The organism is Metabacillus mesotrionivorans (genome assembly GCF_052171315.1).
GTDB lineage: Bacteria > Bacillota > Bacilli > Bacillales > Bacillaceae > Bacillus_P.
In genome coordinates, this window is sequence record NZ_JBQMFF010000004.1 from 258,851 (window position 1) to 277,562 (window position 18,712).

Here is an 18,712-nt window from a genome sequence, read left to right on the forward strand (position 1 = left end):
CAAATAAAAAATGGAAATTAAAAGGAGAGAATGAACATGGTAAAAGTTTATTATAACGGTGATGTAAATGAGGAAGTACTATCAGGCAAAAAAATCGCAGTAATCGGCTACGGCTCACAGGGCCATGCACATGCACTGAACTTAAAAGAAAGCGGAGCAGATGTTGTAGTAGGTGTCCGCAAAGGAAAATCCTTCAATAAAGCAGCATCAGATGGAGTGGAGGTAACAACCGTTAAAGAAGCTGCAGCACAGGCTGATGTCGTGATGGTGCTTCTGCCGGATGAGCAGCAGCAGAAAGTATATGAAGAAGAAATCAAAGATCAGCTTCAGCCGGGAAATGCGTTAGTTTTTGCACACGGATTTAATGTTCACTTTAATCAGATCGTTCCTCCGGAATTTGTTGACGTATTCCTTGTAGCTCCTAAAGGTCCGGGTCACCTTGTAAGAAGAACCTTTGAAGATGGTGCCGGTGTTCCAGCATTGTTTGCGGTCTATCAGGATGTAACAGGCCAGGCGAAAGATCTTGCTCTAGCATACGCAAAAGCAATCGGAGGAGCGCGTGCGGGAGTTCTTGAAACAACATTTAAAGAAGAAACCGAAACAGATCTATTTGGAGAACAGGCTGTTCTGTGCGGGGGACTCACATCCCTTGTGAAAGCTGGATTTGAAACGCTGGTGGAAGCGGGATATCAGCCGGAACTTGCCTACTTCGAATGTCTGCACGAACTGAAGCTCATCGTAGACCTTATGTATGAAGACGGAATGGCGGGCATGAGATACTCCATCTCTGATACAGCCCAGTGGGGAGACTTTGTGTCAGGACCTAGAGTAGTAGATGCAAGAGTAAAAGAATCCATGAAAGAAGTGCTTAATGATATTCAATCAGGAAAATTTGCTAAAGACTGGATCATAGAAAATCAGGTCAACCGCCCGCAGTTCAATGCGATCAACAACAGAGAAAGCGAGCATCAGATTGAAACAGTCGGCAGAAAGCTGCGCGAAATGATGCCGTTTGTAAAACCTAAACGGAAAGAAGTGGTCGCCAGTGCGAAAAATTAACCTTTTTGATACAACACTGAGAGACGGGGAACAATCAGCCGGAGTGAACTTGAACGCAAAGGAAAAACTGCAGATTGCCCTTCAGCTTGAACGTCTTGGCGTTGATATTATGGAGGCCGGTTTCCCGGCTTCCTCAAAGGGTGATTTTTCAGCAGTGCAGGAGATTGCAAGAACGATTAAAAACTGCTCCGTTACAGGTCTTGCGCGTTCGGTCAAAACAGATATTGATGCAGCGTGGGAAGCTTTAAAGGACGGTGCGCATCCAAGGCTGCATGTGTTTTTGGCAACATCGCCGATTCACATGCAATACAAATTGAAACAGACTCCCGACCAGGTCATTGAGACAGCGGTTGAATCAGTTAAATACGCATCTAAATTCTTTCCGCTTATTCAGTGGTCTGCAGAGGATGCCTGCAGAAGCGAATTGCCGTTTCTGGCGAAGATTGTAGAGCAGGTCATCGCAGCGGGCGCAAATGTCATTAACATTCCAGACACGGTAGGCTATATTAACCCGAAAGAATACGGGGAAATCTTTCAGTACTTAAAATCTAATGTAAATGGCATAGAAAATGTTATTCTTTCTGCCCATTGCCACGATGACCTTGGAATGGCAACAGCCAACTCGCTTGCCGCCATCGAAAACGGGGCGGGACAGATCGAAGGAACGATCAACGGAATCGGAGAGCGGGCAGGAAATGCTTCACTTGAAGAAATCGGCGTTGCTCTTCACATCCGTTCAGATTATTTTGGCGCCAAAACAAACATGAAGCTTGATGAAATCAAAAAAACGAGTGACCTGGTCAGCAAATTGACCGGCATGATGATCCCTCCAAACAAAGCGGTTGTCGGGAAAAATGCATTCGCGCACGAATCCGGTATTCACCAGGACGGGGTCCTGAAAGAAAAAACAACCTATGAAATTATTTCTCCTGAACTCGTAGGGGTCGGATCAAATGCGATGGTACTCGGCAAACATTCAGGCCGCCACGCCTTCAAGAGCAAAGTAGCTGAGCTTGGCTTCAATGTAACAGAAGAAGAGACACATAAAATCTTTAAAACATTCAAAACCCTTTCTGAGAGAAAGAAAGAATTCACGGATGAGGATATTGCAGCACTTGTCATCGAGGAAAAAGTGGAAAAGAGCGAGGATATGTTTGAACTTGTATCCCTTCAGGTTCAGTACGGAACCTCACAAGTGCCGACTGCCACTGTGACTCTCAAAAACCAGGAGCAGGTCCTTGTACAGGAGGCTGCTACCGGAGGAGGAAGCGTAGAGGCGATTTACAATACGCTTGAGCGCTGCACCGGCTTTACGATCAAGCTTCTAGACTACCGGATCCAATCAAATTCGAGCGGCCGGGATGCTCTTGCCCAGGTTTTTGTCAGAGTTACCGTTGGAGGAGTGGAATCAAGCGGAAGGGGAATGGCGCAGGATGTTCTTGAGGCATCAGCAAAAGCCTACTTGAACGCTGTAAACCGGATTCTCATTCTGAATGCACAGGCTCAGGAACAATTAAAAGCGACTGTCTAATAGAAGAAAAACCAGATTAAAAATCATGAAGGAGGCAGAAAAAATGGAGAAGAAAATTGCATTATTGCCGGGAGACGGCATCGGATTAGAAGTGATGAACGGTGCTGTAGAGATTCTGAAAGCCATTGAAGAGCATTACTACCATCGTTTTCACTTTCAGTATGGACTGATCGGCGGGGCGGCAATTGATGAAACCAATTCTCCGCTTCCTGAACAAACGCTCAACATGTGCAAAGAGGCGGACGCAGTTCTGCTTGGATCTGTAGGAGGTCCGAAATGGGATCAGAATCCTTCGCATTTAAGGCCTGAAAGGGGGCTTCTGGCTCTCAGGAAGGAGCTTGATCTGTATGCGAATCTCCGTCCTGTGGAGACAGTAGAAAGCCTCCTTGATTCTTCCCCTTTGAAGCGGGAGTTTGTGGAAGGCGTCGACTTCATGATTGTAAGGGAGCTTACGGGCGGTCTTTACTTTGGAAAACCGAGCGAGCGCAAGGTTGATGGCGGTGAAGAGACGGTTGTTGATACCCTTTTTTATAAGCGTGATGAGATGGTGCGGATCATTGAACAGGCATTTGAGCTTGCCCTGGGCAGGCAGAAAAAGGTGACGTCAGTTGATAAGGCCAATGTTTTAGAATCGAGCCGAATGTGGAGGGAAGTCGCTGAAGAGGTAGCTGCAAGGTATCCTGATGTTGAACTGCAGCACATGCTTGTCGATCATGCAGCCATGGCCCTCATTCATAATCCTAAACAGTTTGATGTCATCGTAACAGAGAACATGTTCGGCGACATTTTAAGTGACGAAGCTTCGATGCTGACGGGCTCGCTCGGCATGCTGCCATCCGCGAGCTTAAGCTCATCAGGCCTTCATCTGTATGAACCGGTCCATGGTTCTGCACCTGACATTGCAGGAGAAGATAAAGCAAATCCGGTGGCCATGATTTTATCAGCCGCGATGATGCTCAGACACTCCTTTGGTATGAATGAAGAGGCAGAAGCCGTTGAAAATGCCGTAAAACATGTGCTTGATTCAGGTAAGCGCACAGCAGACCTTGCGAAAAAAGGAGAAGCTCCTCTGTCTACAACGGCTCTGGTTGAAGAAGTGAAAGCTGCATTGGCTGACGACCACGCCATCTTTAACATTATGGAAGCTTACGCATAAAAAACCGGCGCTTTTCATTTCGATGAAAAGCGCCCCTCTTTTCCTTCTATATAAATACGTGCAGGGAGGTATCAGTCTTGAAAGCAAGAACAATCGTCGAAAAAATTTGGGATGATCACGTAGTATACAGAAAAGATCATCAGCCTGATCTATTATATATTGATTTGCACCTGATTCATGAAGTAACGTCTCCCCAGGCGTTTGAAGGCTTAAGACAAAACGGGAGAAAGGTGAGAAAGCCTGAAAACACCTTTGCTACAATGGATCATAACATTCCAACCGTCAACAGGTTTGAAATAAAAGACGAAACAGCGCGGCTTCAGGTGAGCGCCCTTGAAACAAACTGCAGAGAATTCGGCATCAGGCTTGCTGATCTTAACAGCTCAGATCAGGGAATTGTTCACGTCATCGGACCAGAGCTTGGCCTGACTCTGCCCGGCAAAACCATCGTATGCGGGGACAGCCATACATCAACACACGGAGCTTTCGGAGCTCTTGCATTCGGCATTGGAACGAGTGAAGTGGAACATGTCCTGGCCACTCAAACGCTTTGGCAGCAGAAGCCGAAAACATTAAATGTTCACATAAAGGGATCCCTGAAAAAAGGCGTGACGGCTAAAGATGTCATTCTCTCCATTATCGGTTCCTTCGGAGTGAGATTCGGCACAGGGTATGTGATCGAATTTACAGGTGAAGCCATTGAAAATATGTCGATGGATGAGAGAATGACGGTCTGCAACATGTCAATTGAAGCCGGCGCCAGAGCTGGACTGATTGCACCTGATGAAACAACGTTCAAGTATATTGAGGGAAGACCTTACGCTCCAAAGGGAGAGGAATTTGAAGAAGCTGTTGCATACTGGCGAACACTCCACAGTGACCCGGGTGCGGAATATGATGATCAGATTATCGTTTTGGCATCTGACATTGCCCCGATGGTCACATGGGGAACAAATCCCGGAATGGCTGTGTCGATAGATGAGAGAGTGCCTAACACAGGCATGTTCTCAAAACAGGAGGAAAAACAGGAGGCAGAGCGGGCCTATTTCTATATGGGCCTAGAGCCGGATACAGCTATAAAAGAGATAGAAGTAGACTATGTCTTTATTGGCTCCTGCACAAACTCAAGACTCACAGACCTGCGTCAGGCGGCAGAAGTAATCAGAGGCCATAAAGTAAAACCTTCCGTAAGGGCAATCGTAGTTCCCGGTTCTCAAAATGTAAAGCTCCAGGCGGAAGCGGAAGGGCTTCACCATACTTTTAAAGAAGCAGGCTTTGAGTGGCGGGAATCAGGGTGCAGTATGTGCCTGAGCATGAATGATGATGTCGTGCCGGAAGGAAAGCGCTGTGCTTCTACCTCCAACCGGAACTTTGAAGGCCGTCAGGGAAAAGGGGCAAGAACGCACCTTGTCAGTCCTGCAATGGCTGCAGCAGCCGCGCTTAACGGGAAATTTGTTGATGTAAGAGAATGGATAGGAGGGGCTGCAAGTGGAAGCATTTCAAGTGCACAAGGGTAAAACGGCGGTACTGAACAGATCAAATGTGGACACCGATCAGATTATCCCCAAACAGTTTCTGAAACGAATTGAACGCACTGGATACGGACGCTTCGCATTTTTTGACTGGCGCTATACAAGCGATCATACCGAAAATCCAGAATTTGAATTAAACAAGCCTGAGGCAAAGGGGGCAAGCGTTCTGATTGCAGGGGAGAACTTCGGATGCGGATCTTCAAGAGAGCATGCTCCGTGGGCGCTTTCAGACTTCGGCTTCAGAGTGATTATTGCGCCTTCATTCGCCGACATTTTCCATCAGAACTGTCTGAAGAACGGTCTTCTTCCTATTAAAATAGAAGAAAAGATTCATCAGCAGCTGGTTGAAAAGGGAGCCTTCGAGTGTACGGTCGATCTGGAAAAGCAGGAAATCCGAGAAGGTGAAGACGTTCTTTGCCATTTTGACATTGATCCATACTGGAAGGATATGCTTTTAAACGGACATGATGAAATTTCCCTCACCTTTATGTATGAAGAGCAGATTTCAAATTACGAAAACACAAGAAAAGCCTGGTTAAGATAATCCAGGCTTTTCTTGTGTTCTTTAATTTCCATTGGTACACTTGAAGGCAAATGCACAGCGGAGATGATTGAATGAGCGAGAAGAAACAGAGAAAAGTCATTCCATTCCCTAACTTAAGTGAGCGCTTGGTTGATAAAGGACTGGACGCTTTAAAAAATAAACGGTTCAAAGAGGCACTGCCTCTCTTTTATGAAGTGCTTGAGCTTGGCGAGGACAGGGCGGAAATTCATCTCGGCATTGCGCTCTGTCTGATGGAGCTTGGCGATTTGAATGAAGCAAAGACGGTCTGCAAAAGAATGCTTCATGAAGATATCGGGGACTATTTTACGGTCCTGCAGGTCTACTTGACCATCTTAATTCAGCTGAGACAGTACGAAGAAGTGCAGCAGACAATCGAGGCTGTCCTTCAGGAGAATCATCTTCCTCATGATCAGGCGGAGCATTTTTATAAGCTTCTTGATTTCAGCAGGAAAATGAATGAAGATGAAGGGTCCATTTTTGAAGAGGACGATGATGAAGACGAACCCGAAGAACCTAAACTTCTGCTTGATACGATTAACCAGCAGGTAGCTTATGTACAGTCGCTTAAGGACCGGAATGTATCAAGGCATATGCAGAAGCTGCAGATGATTCTGAAGAATCCTGAAAGCCATCCTGTCGTACAGTCCATGATTCTGCATCTCCTCATGGAAAATGAGACTGCAAAAGAAGTGAAAGTTGCAAAATTCGGCCATATGATGGCGGTTGTTCCTTCAGAGCTCGAGGACTTATCCGAGATGCCTTTTACGAAAAAAGTGCTGAATGCCCTTGATGATATCCTCGGACAGGAAAACCCGTCGCTTTATGAAGCGGTGAAAGAAATCTGGATCAGGCACCTGTATGTGCTGTTTCCATTTTTGCCGGAACCGTCAGAAGCAAGGCTCTGGGCCGCAGCCCTTCATTATACAGGCTATGAGATGCACGGGATCTCGGCACCTGCAGAAGAGGTATGTGATTCATATGATATCGTGCAGGATGAGCTAGTGCAGGCTGTGAAAAAAATCTACGAAATAGAAGAAATTTCTTATTTGCAAATCTAACGTATATGTTGAAAGGAATTTTTTCTATGTTATAATAAAATGGTTGTAAATTGATGATCAGCCGTACATGAGGGAACAGATCCCTGTGCGTGCAGACATCAGCCATACACTGGACGATTTAGTAAGTCATCTACATAGGGGTATAGCAGAGAATCTGTTTGTCAACAATGGACAGGGATCCTCTGTCAAAACCTAACCTAGATTATGTCACTATTTCAAATAGATTTTTTGGAGGGAAACTAATGTCTGCAAAATGGGAAAAGCTTGAGGGCAACCAAGGCGTTCTTACAGTAGAAGTTGAAGCTGAAAAGTTCGGCAAAGCCCTTGACGAAGCATTCAAAAAAGTATCAAAGCAAGTAAATATACCTGGATTCCGTAAAGGAAAAGTGCCTCGCGCAATGTTTGAACAGCGCTTTGGCATCGAATCACTTTACCAGGATGCTCTTGACATCCTTCTTCCTGAGGTTTATCCTCAAGCGGTTGAAGAAGCTGGAATCGACCCAATTGACCGTCCGGAGATTGACGTTGAGCAAATTGAAAAAGGCAAAAACCTTATTTTCACTGCTAAAGTTGTTGTAAAGCCTGAAGTGAAACTTGGCGAATACAAAGGCCTTGAAGTTGAAAAAATGGACGCATCTGTATCTGATGAAGATGTTGATGCAGAACTTAAAACACTTCAAGAGCGTCACGCAGAGCTAGTTGTAAAAGAAGAAGGCACTGTTGAAAACGGCGACACAGTTGTTATTGATTTCGAAGGATTCGCTGACGGCGAAGCATTCGAAGGCGGCACTGCTGAAAACTACACGCTTGAAATCGGCTCAGGTTCATTCATCCCTGGCTTTGAAGATCAGCTTGTAGGTTTGGAAGCTGGCGGCGAAAAGGATGTTGAAGTAACATTCCCTGAAGAATATCACGCTGAAAACCTTGCAGGAAAGCCTGCAACATTCAAAGTGAAGCTTCACGAAATCAAAGCGAAAGAACTTCCTGCTCTTGACGATGAGTTCGCTAAAGATGTGGACGAAGAAGTTGAAAGCCTTGAAGCTCTTAAAGCTAAAACAAGAACACGCCTGGAAGAAGCTAAAAAAGCTGAAGCTGAAAATACTCTTCGCGACACACTTGTTGACAAAGCTTCTGACAATGCAGAAGTTGATATCCCTCAAGTGCTGATCGACAATGAAGTAAACCGCATGATGCAAGAGTTTGAACAGCGTCTTCAAGCTCAAGGCATGAACCTTGAACTTTACTTCCAGTTCTCAGGCCAGGATGAGGATGCACTTAAAGAACAAATGAAAGAAGATGCATCTAAACGCGTGAAGTACAATCTGACTCTTGAAGCAATCGCAAAAGCTGAAAACATCGAAGCTACTGATGAAGAAGTGGAAGCTGAAATTGCTAAGATGGCAGAAATGTACAACATGCCGGTTGAAAACATCAAGCAGGCTCTTGGATCTCTTGAAGGACTGAAAGAAGATCTTAAAGTACGCAAAGCAATCGACTTCCTTGTTGAAAACAGCAAAGAAGCAGCTTAATAATGATAAAAAAGAAACAAGGCGCGAGTTCATTCGTGCCTTGTTTTGCAAAATAAAGAGCTATGATCCGCTGCAGCGCAAATCGATGTGCTCAGCCGGATTTATTTTTCCGCTCTTTGGGTACTATATAATTACTGCATGCTACATACATATAGAGGTAAGAAATGAACTCATTTTTTACCCCAGCAAGGATTTTGGCCGGAAAGAGCGAATACTATAATATACTCCTCTTTTAGGTAAAGCTGTTTTATTTCCAGTAGTCTACATACTTATGGTACAATGCAATACATACCAATTTTTTCAGACTTTTTCCGCTTCTTGCGGCAAGTCAGTTGCGCAATCGTCATCCCCATCTCCTTTCTGCCTGAGGATAAGCATCCATGATGCTGCTGTCCCGGCAGGTAAAGGTGTGGCCCGCTGATGATACAAAGAAATAAGGGGTGAAGACATGTTTAAATTTAACGACGAAAAAGGTCAGCTTAAGTGTTCGTTTTGCGGTAAAACACAAGACCAAGTCCGTAAATTAGTTGCTGGACCGGGTGTCTATATATGTGACGAGTGCATAGAGCTGTGCACAGAAATCGTTGAAGAGGAGCTTGGAACAGAGGAAGAAGTAGAATTTAAGGATGTTCCAAAGCCGAAGGAGATTCGTGAAATTCTTGACGAATATGTCATCGGTCAGGAACAGGCGAAGAAAAGCCTGGCAGTTGCGGTTTATAACCACTATAAACGCATCAACTCCAACAGCAAAATTGATGAAGTTGAGCTTTCAAAAAGCAACATCGCCATGATCGGGCCTACAGGAAGCGGTAAAACCCTTCTTGCCCAGACTCTGGCGCGCATCCTGAATGTACCGTTTGCCATCGCCGATGCAACATCGCTTACAGAAGCCGGATATGTAGGGGAAGATGTTGAAAACATCCTTCTGAAACTGATCCAGGCTGCTGATTATGATGTAGAAAAGGCTGAAAAAGGGATCATCTATATCGATGAAATCGATAAAGTGGCCCGCAAATCCGAAAACCCGTCCATCACACGCGATGTGTCAGGTGAAGGTGTACAGCAGGCTCTTCTTAAAATTCTTGAAGGAACCGTTGCAAGTGTTCCGCCGCAGGGCGGACGCAAGCACCCTCATCAGGAATTCATCCAGATTGATACAACAAACATTCTCTTTATCTGCGGCGGAGCGTTTGACGGCATCGAGCAAATCGTAAAACGCCGTCTTGGCCAAAAGGTTATCGGCTTCGGTTCTGATAAGAAGGATGACGATCTGGACCAAAAAATGCTGCTTTCTAAAGTTCTTCCGGAGGATCTTCTCCGCTTCGGGCTTATTCCGGAGTTCATTGGCCGTCTGCCGGTAATTGCAAGCCTTCAGCCGCTTGATGAAGAAGCCCTTGTTGAAATTTTGACGAAGCCTAAAAATGCGCTTGTCAAGCAGTACCAAAAGATGCTGGATCTTGACGGCGTAGAGCTTGAATTTGAAGACAACGCCCTTATGGAAATATCCAAAAAGGCGATTGAACGCAAAACAGGCGCACGCGGACTCCGTTCAATTATCGAGGGAATCATGCTTGAAGTAATGTTTGAGCTGCCGTCCCGCGACGACATTACGAAGTGTGTCATCACGGCAGAAACAGTAACAGATAAAGTTCCTCCGAAGCTTGTGCTGACAGATGGGACGGTTATCGTAGAAGATACGAAAACATCTGCATAACCTTTATTTTTCACCCCTGGAATTTGGATTCCAGGGGTTTTTGGTGTTTTTTCCTTTTTCGTTTTCATTTGTTTTATACATAAACGGCGCAATTATAGTTGGCATATTTACGTTTATTAAAATTACCCCTCGGAGATACTAGCTTGTACAGTGAAACTTTCATCAATAGATGACGAGTGGAACAGACCGGGCATGTGCGGACAGGAAAGCCGGCGGGTGATTACTGCACGTTTATGCGGGATAAAATGACATCGCAGTAGGAGGGACCACTATGAGCTGGACTGGCATTGCCTTGTTTGTACAACTTTTTTTCGGGGTCATCATTGGCTTGTACTTTTGGAACTTATTAAAAAATCAGCGTACGCAGAAAGTTTCAATTGACCGTGAATCACGAAAAGAAATGGAACAGCTGAAGAAAATGAGATCAATTAAGTTATCAGAGCCTTTATCTGAGAGAGTGCGTCCTAAAAGCTTTACAGATATCGTGGGGCAGGAGGATGGCATTAAGGCCCTTAAAGCCGCCCTTTGCGGACCCAACCCGCAGCACGTGATTATATATGGTCCACCCGGAGTGGGGAAAACCGCGGCTGCGAGATTGGTTCTAGAAGAGGCAAGACGCAATGCCAAGTCCCCGTTTAAGCCTTCGGCGGTATTTATTGAACTGGACGCCACAACGGCGAGGTTTGATGAGAGGGGCATTGCAGATCCTTTAATCGGTTCTGTTCATGATCCTATTTATCAGGGTGCAGGAGCGATGGGACAAGCGGGGATTCCCCAGCCGAAGCAGGGAGCCGTCACGAATGCACATGGCGGTGTGCTGTTCATTGATGAAATCGGAGAGCTTCATCCAATCCAAATGAACAAGCTTTTAAAGGTGCTTGAAGACAGGAAAGTCTTTTTGGAGAGTGCCTATTACAGTGAAGAAAACACACAAATTCCAAACCATATTCATGACATTTTTCAAAATGGGCTGCCTGCTGATTTCCGGCTGATTGGTGCGACAACACGAACACCGAATGAAATTCCGCCGGCCATCCGCTCACGCTGCCTTGAAGTCTTTTTCAGGGATTTGGAGTCAGAGGAACTGGCCGTTGTTGCCAAAAAAGCAGCAGTAAAAGTGAATATGAACGTAAGCGACAAGAGCATTGCCACGTTGACGTCTTATGTGCGGAACGGGCGCGAAGTTGTCAATATGATGCAGATTGCAGCCGGGATGGCCATGACGGAAGACCGCAGCGAAATCACCATGCAGGATATTGAATGGGTTGTCAGTTCAAGCCAGCTGACGCCGCGTCATGATAAAAAAATCTATGAAGACGCGAGGGTCGGTCTTGTAAACGGCCTTGCTGTACACGGCCCAAATTCAGGCTCTCTGCTTGAGATCGAGGTAACCGTTATTTATGCAAAGGATAAAGGCACAATAAACATAACAGGCATTGTTGAAGAAGAAAGCATCGGCGACAGAGGAAAATCAGTCAGAAGAAAAAGTATGGCAAAGGGATCCATTGAAAATGTCATAACGGTCCTTCGCTCAATGGGCATCAACGCCAATGACTATGACATTCATGTTAATTTCCCCGGCGGCATTCCTGTTGACGGACCATCAGCCGGCATTGCAATGGCTACCGGAATTTTCTCCGCCATTCATAAAATACCGGTCGATCACACAGTAGCCATGACAGGGGAAATCAGCATTCACGGAAGCGTAAAGCCGATAGGCGGAGTGGTGCCTAAGATTAAAGCAGCCAAGCTTGCAGGGGCAAAAACCGTGATTATTCCGGCTGAAAACATGCAGTCCATCTTAAAGACCATTGAAGGAATCAGCATTATACCGGTCGCTCATTTGCAGGAAGTCTTTGACCTTGCGCTTGTCAACCCGCCTACTGAGCAGGAAACCCCGGTTACACTTATAAAACAGGACCTCGGGTAATATCTCGGGGTTTTTTTATGGAAAAAATATGCTGGGATTTTCGTGTTCACTATAAAATTCCAGTGGACTGCAGCGGAAGGCACTTGACTCCTTGTCCAGCTGCAGCGCCCAACTCCTCTGTCAGAACAAAATCCCCCAAAAAGTCAAACCCGGACTTTTCGGGTGATTTTGTTCTGACTGCCGGAGCAAAACGGGCGCTTCCGCTTTTCTACAGGATGAAGAGGGCACGGGAGACCCCGCAAACGGAGTGAGGAGGCTCCCGGTTCTCCCCGCGGTAATCTTGTGACTGGAGCGAAAGGGAACGGGTACGATTTGAAGTTACGCTAATTTGCGATTAAGAAGTAATTTCTTTAGTCTTCTGGTCACGGAAAGGGTATACTACATAAGGTAAACCTATATGCTTTACAGATGACTCTGCCGGCAGAATAGGATTGTACAAGAACGAAGCTCTTATATTATAATGATTGATACTTAGTCATGGAGGTGCTTTTAAAGTTGGCGAAAAAAGAAGAGAAAATCGTCCCCCTCCTACCTCTTAGAGGATTGTTAGTGTACCCGACAATGGTACTTCACCTTGATGTAGGACGCGAAAAATCCGTACAGGCGCTGGAAAAAGCGATGATGGATGATCACATAATCTTTTTAACGACACAACGGGATATTTCAATTGATGAACCTGCTGAAGAGGATATCTTCAAAGTAGGTACGCTCACAAAAATAAAACAGATGCTGAAGCTTCCAAATGGAACAATCAGAGTTCTGGTCGAAGGCATGCAGCGCGGAGAAATGACCAAATATACAGACGAAGGCGACTATTTTTCAGTAAGCGCTCTTCCTTTGGATGAAAGAGACGGCAAGGATGCTGAAGATGAAGCGCTGATGAGAACACTGCTTGATCATTTTGATCAGTACATAAAGCTGTCAAAAAAAATCTCCGGTGAAACCCTCTCGACCGTTTCTGATATTGATGAACCCGGCAGAATGGCTGACATCATTGCTTCTCACCTGCCGCTTAAGCTCAAAGAAAAGCAGGAAGTTCTTGAAACCCTGGACATTAAAGAGCGGCTGAACAAGGTCATTGAGATTATTCACAATGAAAAAGAAGTTCTTCAGCTTGAAAAGAAAATCGGCCAGCGTGTTAAAAGGTCAATGGAACGGACGCAAAAGGAATACTATCTCCGCGAACAAATGAAAGCCATTCAAAAAGAGCTTGGCGATAAAGAAGGCAAAACCGGAGAAGTGGACATCCTGAGCAGCAGGATTGAGGAAGCAGGAATGCCTGACCATGTAAAGCTTACAGCACTTAAAGAGCTTGAGAGGTACGAAAAAGTACCTTCTACTTCTGCTGAAAGCTCGGTCATCCGCAATTATCTCGACTGGCTCATTTCACTGCCTTGGTCAAATGCGACAGAAGACCGTCTTGATCTAAAGCGCGCCGAGAAAATTCTTGATGAGGACCATTACGGCCTTGAAAAAGTGAAAGACCGCGTGCTGGAATACCTTGCCGTTCAGAAGCTGACCAATTCGCTTAAAGGCCCGATCCTTTGTCTGTCAGGACCACCCGGTGTAGGGAAAACGTCCCTTGCGAAATCAGTGGCAAAATCCCTTGACCGGCATTTTGTCCGTATTTCCCTTGGAGGAGTCCGGGATGAGTCAGAAATTCGCGGCCACCGCAGGACCTACGTAGGAGCAATGCCGGGACGCATTATTCAGGGCATGAAAAAAGCAGGAACGATTAATCCGGTCTTTTTGCTTGATGAAATCGATAAAATGTCCAACGATTTCAGGGGGGACCCTTCTTCAGCCCTGCTCGAAGTGCTTGACCCTGAACAAAATCATACATTCAGCGATCATTACATTGAAGAGACGTATGATCTGTCAAAGGTCATGTTCATTGCAACAGCCAATAATCTGGCCACAATCCCGGGCCCTCTTCGTGACCGGATGGAAATTATCACAATCGCCGGATACACAGAGCTTGAGAAAATTCATATTGCCAAAGATCATTTGCTGCCAAAGCAGCTGAAAGATCACGGATTGAAAAAGTCCCACCTTCAAATAAGAGAGTCTGCAATCCGAAACATCGTGCGCTACCATACGCGCGAGGCAGGAGTCCGCAGCCTTGAACGCCAGCTCGCATCGATCTGCAGAAAAGCTGCGAAGCAAATTGTATCCGAAGAGAAAAAGAAATTGATTATCACAGACAAAAACCTGTCCGATTATCTTGGCAAGAATAAATTCAGGTATGGGCAGGCAGAGCTTGAGGATCAGGTCGGAGTAGCGACAGGCCTTGCTTATACGACTGTCGGCGGAGATACCCTTTCCATCGAAGTGTCGCTTTCCCCGGGAAAAGGAAAGCTGATTTTGACCGGGAAACTTGGCGATGTCATGAAAGAATCTGCACAGGCAGCCTTCAGCTTTATCCGTTCGCGCGCTAAAGAAATGAACATTGATGAGAATTTTCACGAAAAAAATGATATTCATATTCATGTGCCGGAGGGCGCTGTGCCAAAGGATGGGCCATCTGCAGGGATTACTATGGCAACTGCCCTAATTTCAGCTCTTACCGGACGGCCGGTCAGAAAAGAAGTAGGCATGACAGGGGAGATTACCCTTAGAGGCAGAGTGCTGCCGATCGGCGGGTTAAAAGAAAAAACGCTAAGCGCTCACCGTGCAGGACTGACGAAAATCATCCTGCCAAAAGACAACGAACGGGATATTGAAGATATTCCGGAAAGTGTACGGAGTGAATTAACTTTTGTGCCTGTATCACATCTTGATGAAGTGCTGCAGCATGCATTAACGGGAGAGAATAAATGAAAGTCACAAGTTCCGAGATCGTCATCAGTGCAGTAAAGCCGGATCAGTATCCTGATCTTGATTTACCTGAAATTGCGCTGGCAGGACGTTCAAACGTAGGAAAATCATCGTTTATCAACAAATTGCTTAACAGGAAGAACCTTGCCAGAACATCATCAAAGCCCGGCAAAACCCAGACCCTGAACTTCTACATTATCAATGAAATCATGCATTTTGTGGATGTGCCTGGCTACGGGTATGCAAAGGTTTCAAAAACCGAGCGCGAAGCCTGGGGGAAAATGATCGAAACGTATTTTACGAAAAGAAGACAGCTTCGTGCAGCCGTCCTCCTTGTCGATTTGCGCCACGCACCGTCAAAAGACGATGTCATGATGTACGAGTTTTTAAAGCATTATGATATTCCTGTTATGGTCGTTGCTACAAAGGCAGATAAAATCCCTAAAGGCAAATGGCAAAAACACATGAAAGTCGTAAGAGAAACGCTGAACAAAGACCCTGAAGACCCGATGATCTGCTTCTCATCCGAAACAGGGCTCGGCAAAGAAGAATCGTGGGCTGTCATCAGACAGTACACTGGCGTCTAAACGCAAAAACCTGTGCAGAACGATCTGCACAGGTTTTTTTATTGTTCTTCCTCTTTCTCATCATCGGTGTCATCATTCTGATCCTCTTTCAGCAATTTCAGCCATTCGGGCAGAGGCTGATCAGGACCCTCGCTGAAAACTTTAACCGTATCCCGTTCATCCTGATGCGAAAAGATATCGTGGATATCGTTTCCATTTCCGAGGATGTTGCCGAACCCCTGATTCAGCTTGCTGCTGTTTTTGAAATTGGAAGGAAAGTTATTGCCGAAGTTCACGGCTGAAGCAGCTTCCACTGTGCCGATGTGTATATCTCCGATTCTAAAAGATGAGGACAGGGCCTGTTTATGATCCGGCAGAGGCTGGCTGTTTTTCTTTTCGTTTATTTCGTAAGGAATGTGTTTGCCATTGACGATAATTGAAATGTCCTTTTCGCGTTTTGGCTGATGACGTGATTTTGAAAGAAAGGTATTTCCTATATTCATCGTTCCGTTTACTTGTTTTACATCTACATTTTCAAGCCTGTAAACAAGTTCATGGACATTCATCGTTTGTACCCGGTCTATGTGAAAGGTTTGGCGGCTCTGATTTTGAGCGTTAACCGCTTCCTCTAATGCATACAGTCTTTTTTCCATTTTGCGAAGAAGTGTCAGGAAAGACTTTTCCTCAAGCGTCATACCGTTTCACCCCTTTAGCACGTTCGCCCGATTGATGAATAAAATAGGAGGCAAACCGGAATTTTGAATGGAGGCAGATGCAATGAAAATCAGATCCTCTAAAATTTCTTTTTCAGACCTTAATGTTCTTGAAATAGCAAATAACTCTGGGGTTTTTATAGGCAGAAACAGGCAGGTCAAGTGGAATACTGCGGCCGGCTGCCACTCCGGCTTCGGCAGAGTCTCCGGCAATGAAAATGAAATCGCTCATACGATACATCTTGTCCTGCATGAGCAAGTAAAAAAAGAAAAAGGGTCTCAGCAGGCGGACAAAGGAAGCGTGGCACCCTAATTCTGTTCACCGTCTGTTTTCTTTTTCTGAACGTTCGCCGATGTGATTGTATGGTGAATTGTATTGGAATTTCCGCGTACTCGTCCAAATCCTTCATGGGCGCCGGATCGATTTGTCCATTTGTACTGAAAGTTCTCCCCATAAAACATCCCGGAGCTATGCTTTATCTGGTATACATTTATTGAATGAAAATGGATGTTTGCCAATTCCAAGCCCCTCTCTCAAACTCTGCACACTATTTTCCCCTATTACATGTATATAGAATCTCTGATGAAGTATGACCACAGCAAAAAGAAAACCACTGTTTGCGGTGGTTTTCAGTCAGCTTTGGTAGACAGGCTGATCATTGGAGCCCTGATTCTGAGTGAAATCCGAATCCATAAAATCATCATCATGGATAATATTCACCGTATCTACGGCCAAGTTATTCGCTCCCATGATTTTCCCGAATCCAAAATTGCTCTTCATGCTCACTGTCCAGTCATATTGAGTATTCGTCCCCGTGAAAATTCCGGAATTTCCCGACAGGGAGGTCACATTAATATTGGTGAACTGTATAGATAAACTCTTCATCTAAATTTGTGAAACCGGCTGAGGGTTGATATTTTCAGGCTGGGCAATCGCCATATCGGCCAGATCCTGATCGTTGATAATATTTGTGCAGCCAATTGCACCCGAATTGATGAAGTTCCCGTTTCCTGAGTTGAATTTCCCCTGGGCATTCCAGTCCGGCTGGCTGTTCTGCCCCGAAGAAATGATGGAATTTGCAGCCATGCTTACAACATTGATCATATTGAATACGACAGATACCGGCACAATCCAATCCTCCATTTCTCCTTCTGTAATACGTTAGTATATGTGTTGGATGATGGTAGTGTGAACTTGTTTGGTTAAACGCGGCTGGATTGGGGGGTGCGAAGCGATATAAGTGGAAAATGACCTTTCGTTAAAGGTCAAAAGCAAGGTGCTAATGACCGTTCTGCGTTTACGAAGGTGTTTGAAGGGTCAAAAGCAAGAGTGAAATGACCGTTCGGCGTTTACGGAGGTGTGTGAAGGGTCAAAAGCAAGAGTGAAATGACCTTTCAGCGCTTACGGATGAGCATGAAGGGTTAAAAGTAAGGTGCTAATGACCGTTCGGTGCTTGCGGAAGAGCATGAAGGGTTAAAAGCAGGAGTGAAATGACCGTTCAGTGCTTGCGGAAGAGCGTGAAGGGTTAAAAGCAAAAGTGAAATGACCATTCAGCGTTTGAGGATCAGCCTGAAGAGTTAAAAGCAAGGAGTTAATGACCCTTCAGCATTTACAAATGAGCATAAAGGAAAGTCACTCATGACAAAAAAACCACCAGTAAAGCAAGTTGAAGACTTTACGGATGGTTTTGTTTTTGTCCTGCGGAGCTAAACAAGCGATTCCGCTTTTCTTAGTGTCTAGCTTCGCCTCCCAGCCCTTCCGTCAGAACAAAATCCCCGAAAAAGTCAAACCCGGACTTTTCCGGTGATTTCTTTTCTGCCTGTCAGGGCTAAACGGTCGGCTCCGCTTTTCGTACATAACTTACTTCTTCTTAAGAAACAATAAGTAAAAACCGCCAAGAATTAACAGAACAGGCCAGAATTTCTGGACGACCTGAACGCCTTGCTCAACCCATCCAAGCCCGTTTATGATCGAGTCGAAAAAGTGGAGAAATGCGGCGAGCAGGAGTAGAATGATTCCTTGTACGGATCCTGTTTTCGTTTTGGCTGACCGGAGTATGATGCCGAGTCCGATGATAAAAGTGATGGCAGGCGCGTGTTCAGGCCAGTCGGGAAACTGTCCGAAGCAAAGAAAATGCACGCCGAGTCCTCCAAGCAGGACGCCGGGAAGTATGGCATTTTCATCCTGATCAAAATGGCCTCCGATCAGAAAAGCAAGCCCAAAAAGAATGAGCAGGGTCTGCCATGACTGCTGCTGGTCAAATAGCTTGATCTGAAAGGTTTCCAGCGCATAGTAAAAACCGATCGCAAGCAGGGCGTAGGCAGAAAAGTTTGTCGATTTTTTCATTTCAGTCACCTCTTAATTAAGACGATTACCTTGATTGTAAGCACTTTTTTTGGTATTGTTCAAGGTGGACGAATTTGCTGCAGCTTTTGCTGTTTAAAATACAAATCAGCACGAAACCGCATCATCATGCGGAATCATGCCGGCTGTTTATCTAGTATGATATCACAGTCCGGCAAGCTTTCAAGAACTGTTCAC

General features: G+C 45.4%; 15 protein-coding genes. 12 read left to right on the forward strand and 3 right to left on the reverse strand.

The annotated features are described in order from the left end of the window. Nucleotides 1–36: 36 nt before the first annotated feature. The 11 genes from ilvC to yihA all read left to right on the forward strand — a co-directional run bounded on the left by ilvC (nt 37) and on the right by yihA (nt 15,478). Nucleotides 37–1,059, forward strand: coding sequence for a ketol-acid reductoisomerase (gene ilvC, locus ACTSEZ_RS13530; protein WP_369734692.1), 1,023 nt, complete (start codon nt 37–39; stop codon nt 1,057–1,059). Beyond that, nucleotides 1,046–2,590 (forward strand): 2-isopropylmalate synthase, encoded by a 1,545-nt coding sequence (locus tag ACTSEZ_RS13535; RefSeq protein WP_369734693.1) that lies wholly within the window; start codon nt 1,046–1,048, stop codon nt 2,588–2,590. The genes ilvC and ACTSEZ_RS13535 overlap by 14 nt, the downstream gene beginning before the upstream one ends. A 43-nt stretch (nt 2,591–2,633) precedes the next feature. Further along, nucleotides 2,634–3,746, forward strand: a complete 1,113-nt coding sequence (leuB, locus tag ACTSEZ_RS13540; RefSeq protein ID WP_369734694.1) for a 3-isopropylmalate dehydrogenase — start codon at nt 2,634–2,636, stop codon at nt 3,744–3,746. 77 nt (nt 3,747–3,823) lie between these two features. Further along, nucleotides 3,824–5,263, forward strand: a complete 1,440-nt coding sequence (leuC, locus tag ACTSEZ_RS13545) for a 3-isopropylmalate dehydratase large subunit (RefSeq protein ID WP_369734695.1) — start codon at nt 3,824–3,826, stop codon at nt 5,261–5,263. Continuing rightward, the gene (leuD, locus tag ACTSEZ_RS13550; protein WP_369734696.1) at nt 5,235–5,822 is read left to right on the forward strand and encodes a 3-isopropylmalate dehydratase small subunit; all 588 of its coding nucleotides are present in this window, start codon (nt 5,235–5,237) and stop codon (nt 5,820–5,822) included. Before leuC ends, leuD begins: the two co-directional genes overlap by 29 nt. A gap of 71 nt (nt 5,823–5,893) precedes the next feature. Beyond that, complete coding sequence (locus tag ACTSEZ_RS13555; protein WP_369734697.1) at nt 5,894–6,901, forward strand: tetratricopeptide repeat protein; 1,008 nt, start codon at nt 5,894–5,896, stop codon at nt 6,899–6,901. A gap of 242 nt (nt 6,902–7,143) precedes the next feature. After that, complete coding sequence (tig, locus tag ACTSEZ_RS13560; RefSeq protein ID WP_369734698.1) at nt 7,144–8,430, forward strand: trigger factor; 1,287 nt, start codon at nt 7,144–7,146, stop codon at nt 8,428–8,430. Nucleotides 8,431–8,878: 448 nt separating this feature from the next. Further along, on the forward strand, nt 8,879–10,144 hold the full coding sequence (gene clpX / locus ACTSEZ_RS13565) for an ATP-dependent protease ATP-binding subunit ClpX (RefSeq protein WP_029279286.1): 1,266 nt from the start codon (nt 8,879–8,881) through the stop codon (nt 10,142–10,144). Between the two features lie 271 nt (nt 10,145–10,415). Then, a complete protein-coding gene (gene lonB / locus ACTSEZ_RS13570; RefSeq protein ID WP_369734699.1) occupies nt 10,416–12,074 on the forward strand; it encodes an ATP-dependent protease LonB in 1,659 nt (552 codons plus the stop codon). Nucleotides 12,075–12,569: 495 nt separating this feature from the next. Then, the gene (lon, locus tag ACTSEZ_RS13575) at nt 12,570–14,894 is read left to right on the forward strand and encodes an endopeptidase La (RefSeq protein WP_369734700.1); all 2,325 of its coding nucleotides are present in this window, start codon (nt 12,570–12,572) and stop codon (nt 14,892–14,894) included. Then, on the forward strand, nt 14,891–15,478 hold the full coding sequence (yihA, locus tag ACTSEZ_RS13580) for a ribosome biogenesis GTP-binding protein YihA/YsxC (RefSeq protein WP_029279293.1): 588 nt from the start codon (nt 14,891–14,893) through the stop codon (nt 15,476–15,478). Before lon ends, yihA begins: the two co-directional genes overlap by 4 nt. Before the next feature lie 38 nt (nt 15,479–15,516). Here the strand turns inward: yihA and ACTSEZ_RS13585 are convergent, their stop codons facing one another. After that, nucleotides 15,517–16,152 carry a hypothetical protein gene (locus ACTSEZ_RS13585; RefSeq protein ID WP_369734701.1) on the reverse strand — a complete coding sequence of 212 codons (636 nt, stop codon included), beginning with the start codon at nt 16,150–16,152 and terminating at the stop codon, nt 15,517–15,519. Nucleotides 16,153–16,234: 82 nt separating this feature from the next. Here ACTSEZ_RS13585 and ACTSEZ_RS13590 point away from each other — a divergent pair, with 82 nt between their 5' ends. Next, nucleotides 16,235–16,483, forward strand: a complete 249-nt coding sequence (locus ACTSEZ_RS13590) for a hypothetical protein (protein ID WP_369734702.1) — start codon at nt 16,235–16,237, stop codon at nt 16,481–16,483. Nucleotides 16,484–17,056: 573 nt separating this feature from the next. Here the strand turns inward: ACTSEZ_RS13590 and ACTSEZ_RS13595 are convergent. Both ACTSEZ_RS13595 and ACTSEZ_RS13600 read right to left on the reverse strand, forming a co-directional pair. Further along, nucleotides 17,057–17,314, reverse strand: coding sequence for a hypothetical protein (locus ACTSEZ_RS13595; RefSeq protein WP_234703411.1), 258 nt, complete (start codon nt 17,312–17,314; stop codon nt 17,057–17,059). A 717-nt stretch (nt 17,315–18,031) separates the two neighbouring features. After that, the gene (locus tag ACTSEZ_RS13600; protein ID WP_369734703.1) at nt 18,032–18,517 is read right to left on the reverse strand and encodes a LiaI-LiaF-like domain-containing protein; all 486 of its coding nucleotides are present in this window, start codon (nt 18,515–18,517) and stop codon (nt 18,032–18,034) included. Between the last annotated feature and the right edge of the window lie 195 nt (nt 18,518–18,712).

Bases quoted from the DNA above. Each gene is read 5' to 3' on its own strand.
- ilvC (WP_369734692.1), top strand. From the start codon at position 37: ATGGTAAAAGTTTATTATAACGGTGATGTAAATGAGGAAGTACTATCA.
- leuB (WP_369734694.1), top strand. From the start codon at position 2,634: ATGGAGAAGAAAATTGCATTATTGCCGGGAGACGGCATCGGATTAGAA.
- ACTSEZ_RS13555 (WP_369734697.1), top strand. From the start codon at position 5,894: ATGAGCGAGAAGAAACAGAGAAAAGTCATTCCATTCCCTAACTTAAGT.
- tig (WP_369734698.1), top strand. From the start codon at position 7,144: ATGTCTGCAAAATGGGAAAAGCTTGAGGGCAACCAAGGCGTTCTTACA.
- clpX (WP_029279286.1), top strand. From the start codon at position 8,879: ATGTTTAAATTTAACGACGAAAAAGGTCAGCTTAAGTGTTCGTTTTGC.
- lonB (WP_369734699.1), top strand. From the start codon at position 10,416: ATGAGCTGGACTGGCATTGCCTTGTTTGTACAACTTTTTTTCGGGGTC.
- yihA (WP_029279293.1), top strand. From the start codon at position 14,891: ATGAAAGTCACAAGTTCCGAGATCGTCATCAGTGCAGTAAAGCCGGAT.
- ACTSEZ_RS13585 (WP_369734701.1), bottom strand. From the start codon at position 16,152: ATGACGCTTGAGGAAAAGTCTTTCCTGACACTTCTTCGCAAAATGGAA.
- ACTSEZ_RS13590 (WP_369734702.1), top strand. From the start codon at position 16,235: ATGAAAATCAGATCCTCTAAAATTTCTTTTTCAGACCTTAATGTTCTT.
- ACTSEZ_RS13595 (WP_234703411.1), bottom strand. From the start codon at position 17,314: ATGGAGGATTGGATTGTGCCGGTATCTGTCGTATTCAATATGATCAAT.
- ACTSEZ_RS13600 (WP_369734703.1), bottom strand. From the start codon at position 18,517: ATGAAAAAATCGACAAACTTTTCTGCCTACGCCCTGCTTGCGATCGGT.